Source organism: Chitinophaga sp. (genome assembly GCF_036569125.1).
Taxonomy (GTDB): Bacteria; Bacteroidota; Bacteroidia; order Chitinophagales; family Chitinophagaceae; genus Chitinophaga.
Genome location: NZ_DATCRF010000032.1, coordinates 1 through 3,634, shown reverse-complemented (window position 1 = coordinate 3,634; position 3,634 = coordinate 1). Strand labels below are relative to the sequence as shown.

Annotated in this window: 2 protein-coding genes; both read right to left on the bottom strand. The window is 49.0% G+C overall.

Annotated elements, in window-relative coordinates:
• Positions 1-2,749 (bottom strand): TonB-dependent receptor (locus VIM87_RS01095; protein WP_331995180.1); only part of this gene is annotated, 2,749 nt, incomplete at its 3' end.
• A 39-nt stretch (positions 2,750-2,788) separates the two neighbouring features.
• The coding region (locus VIM87_RS01090; protein WP_331995179.1) for a hypothetical protein at positions 2,789-3,634 on the bottom strand (846 nt) is incomplete at its 5' end.

The following is a 3,634-nucleotide window of genomic DNA, read 5'->3' as shown; positions in this document are numbered from 1 at the left end:
TGGTAAGGTTCTGCGCTTCTACGTATATGGTAAACCGTTTGCTGAGCTGGTAAGATGCGTTGGCATCTATCTGTGTGCGTGCATCGCGGATCACATCCGTTTCTGCATCTTCACCCAGGCTTACAATATAGGAGCCATTGTAGTTCAGGTTACCCTGAATGGTAAAGCCTTTCAGCGAGTATGCCAGGGATGCGTTGGCCGTATGCGTGGCCTGGCCCGGCAGGCGCAGGTCCTTGCGGAACTGGGCATCTGCATTGGAATGGCTGTAAGTATAGTTGGCAAATACTGTAAAGCCTTTCAGGAAACCGGGCAAAAAGGTGAGGTTAGCCTGTGCATTCAGCTCTAAGCCGTATACATTCGCGGTGTTACCGTTCAGGATCTGGTAATAACGCCAGTTGGTATATTTATCCGCACCGTCAAATTCATTGCCGTTAAGGGTGGTTACACTGTTATACTGGAACTTATCGATCTTCTTATAAAATATACCGGCAGAGAGAATGCCCAGGTTAGACAGATATTTTTCCGCCATCAGGTCCAGGTTGGTGGAGAATGCGGGCTTCAGCTCCGGGTTGCCATCGGTAATGGTTTCGTTCAGGATGCTGACAATACGGCCCGGCACCAGGTCCACAAAATTAGGACGGGAATAGCCGAACGTTAAACCGCCGCGGATCAGGGATGATTTGGTAAGATCATACTTGGCCTGGATGTTAGGCAGGAAACGGGTGTAGCTGTTCTTTTTCTGTGTAAGCGTGGTGGATTCCCACAGCTCATCTGCATCCTGCGTAATAATATTGCCTTTGTAATCCACAGAAGTTCTTTCCACACGCAAACCGGCCAGCAGCATTACCCTGTTGAACTGGATACGGTTCATCAGGTAACCGGCGGTAACGGTTTCCACGGCATCGTAATAATAAGCATCCTGGCTAATACGGGTACCGGAAGCATCCTGTGTAAAAATGCCATTGTCCAGGTTCTCATTTTCGTTGAAGTAGTTGATCGTTTTGTCACGGTCTACTCCCAAACCAAAGTTCATATTGCCATCCAGCAGGTGATCATCTACCTGGGTAAGGCCGGAGAACTTACTGAGATTACCGGCTGCCTTATCACCGGTATAAGAGCTTACAATGGTATTGGGCAGCTTGTAACGCTGGTTGTGCATGCGTTTTACCTTAGCGCCTGCTTTGAAGATGGCTGCGTTGTTACCGATCTTATAAGGGATCTGCGCATTCAGCTTGGCCACAAAGTTCTTGCCTTCTGTGTTCCAGTAATCCCGCTCAATGGTATTATAGGTAAAAAGAGATGGATCATTGCGCCAGTCGGTACCGGTTGCCAGCAGGTAATCGCTGGAAATATCGGCGGTGCGCAGGGGAATATTACCGGTAATAAAGTTGAAGGTATTAGCGCGGTTCTCGAACTTTGAATTGCTGTAAAACACGCCTGCATCCAGCTTTACACGGCCAATCTGCGTTTCACCCTGCAGGTTGTAGTTAATGTTCATGTTATCTTCCGTGGCAGCTTTTACTTCGTTGTAGGAACGGCCCCTGGTAGTTACGAACTCCCCGGTCTCCTCATTGAAGGTGGTATTGCTGGTTTGCATGCGGGTACGCTTGCGGTAACGGGTAATATCATTATCACGGTCGCTGTACATGATGTTAGCCACAATGCTGGTCACCGGGCTAAAGTTATAATCAATGGTAGCGGATGCGCCGGTACGGTTACGCTGGTTCTCTACAAAAAGGTAACGTACATCCGTGGGGAAATAAATTTCGCCCTTGCTGCCGCCAAAATCCTTTTGCTGCCATACCTGTGCATTCACCTCATCATAACCATTGGTGGTGCGGTAATAGCTGCCTGTTAGCATAATGCCTAAACGGCCGTTGGGATTGGCTTCATCCTGGAAAAAACGTTTACCTACAGCCAGGTTGCCAATACCGTTCGACTTTTTGCGTAAGCCGTTATACCCCAAACCGGCATCTACCGACAGCTTGGTTTTGAGTGAGGTGGCGGTAGGTGATTTCATGTTAATAGCACCGGCAATAGCATCGCCGTCCAGATCGGGCGTGAGGGATTTTACTACTTCCATGGAAGATAATACGTTGGTAGGTATAAGGTCGAGGGTGGCGTTACGTTCGCCGTTTTCGCCGGTGCCCATGATCTGTTCGCCATTTACATTAATGTTGGTAAAGTTGCCGGGAGTGCCTCTGAGCTGCACGGTGGAACCTTCCCCGCTGCTGTTACGGCCAATGGTAACGCCTGGCAGGCGCTGCATGGATTCTGCTACGTTCAGGTCAGGAAAGCGGCCCATTACATCTGCAGATACCACCTGCTTGATGTTATCGGCATTCCTTTGCTGGTTCAGCGCTTTCTGCTGACCTTCCATTACGCTGGATACTGTTACGGTGGAGAGGTTGGTGGCTTTGGACGACATTTTAAAATCCTTCACCACGGTTTTACCACCGGTTACCTGCACGGTTGCTTCCAGCGACGTATAGCCCATGTAGTTAATAACCAGGGTATGGCTGCCTTCTTTGATACCCTGCAGCTCAAAATTACCAGCTGTGTTGGTGGATACGCCCTGGGTAGTGCCTTTTACCTGTACAGAAGCGCCGGGCAGGGCATTTCCGTCGTTGTCGGTGACCTGGCCCTTGATGTTGCCAATGGTTTGCTGCGCGGATACGTGGAATGCACAGCACATCAGCAGCGCCAGTAAAAATACCGGCAATAGCGGCTTGTGGAGACCTTTTTTCATTTGCTGATAGTTTTGGATTGATAAAATGAATGACATTACTTATTTGTACTTAAACCCGAGGTAATCTGCAAAGAACCTTACTGCAAAAGAGGTCCCGATATCCCGGTTGGTGAGCCATATTTTCCCTTCTTTGGAACGGGTGCGGGTTTCCAGCACCGCGCCCCGCAGGTTCGGATCCGGATGATCCTGCGCATAGCGGTTCTTCATTAACCACACTGCTGATTTTTCTATATGCTTGTCAAATTCCTTATAGCCGTTTTCCGACAGCGCTATCCATACAATGCCTGCCAGCGCCGCTGCAGAGCCGGTAGCAGAGCCTTTGTCAGAAGCGCGGCCATTGGTATAGTTATCGTAGTAGATGGTGCCGTCTTTTTTTTGCGCTTTTGCAAAAGTGCGGGCCGTGTGCGCAGCGCCTTCCAGGTATTTTTTATCACCGGTAAGCTTATACGCTTCTATCAATGATTCAGCATACCAGAGTGAAAAACGGGGATGAAAAGAATGTTCCTCTTCTGAATTAGGCATAAACCGCATCCATACGCCATCCGGTCCCTGCAGCTTCAGCAGGCTGTTACACAGCACAATGAAGGCATTGCGGAAAGCCGTATCCTTTGAAAATTCATAGGCATCCTTAAACAGGGAGCCTTCTGTATTAGGGCGCGATACATCATACAGCTCCTGGTCCTTCATGGCCTTCTGCTTCCAGAAAGGACTGTACTCTTTCAGCACCTCGCCTGTTATTATATTCAGGTTATCGTAACAAATGCCTTTATCCTTATCGTACATGTTCTTCATCATCCACGCAGCAGCGTTGGTAGCTACCTGCGCATACTTGGGGTCTTTCGTTACTTTAGACAACTCATAGATGCCGGGGGTACCATCTGATAC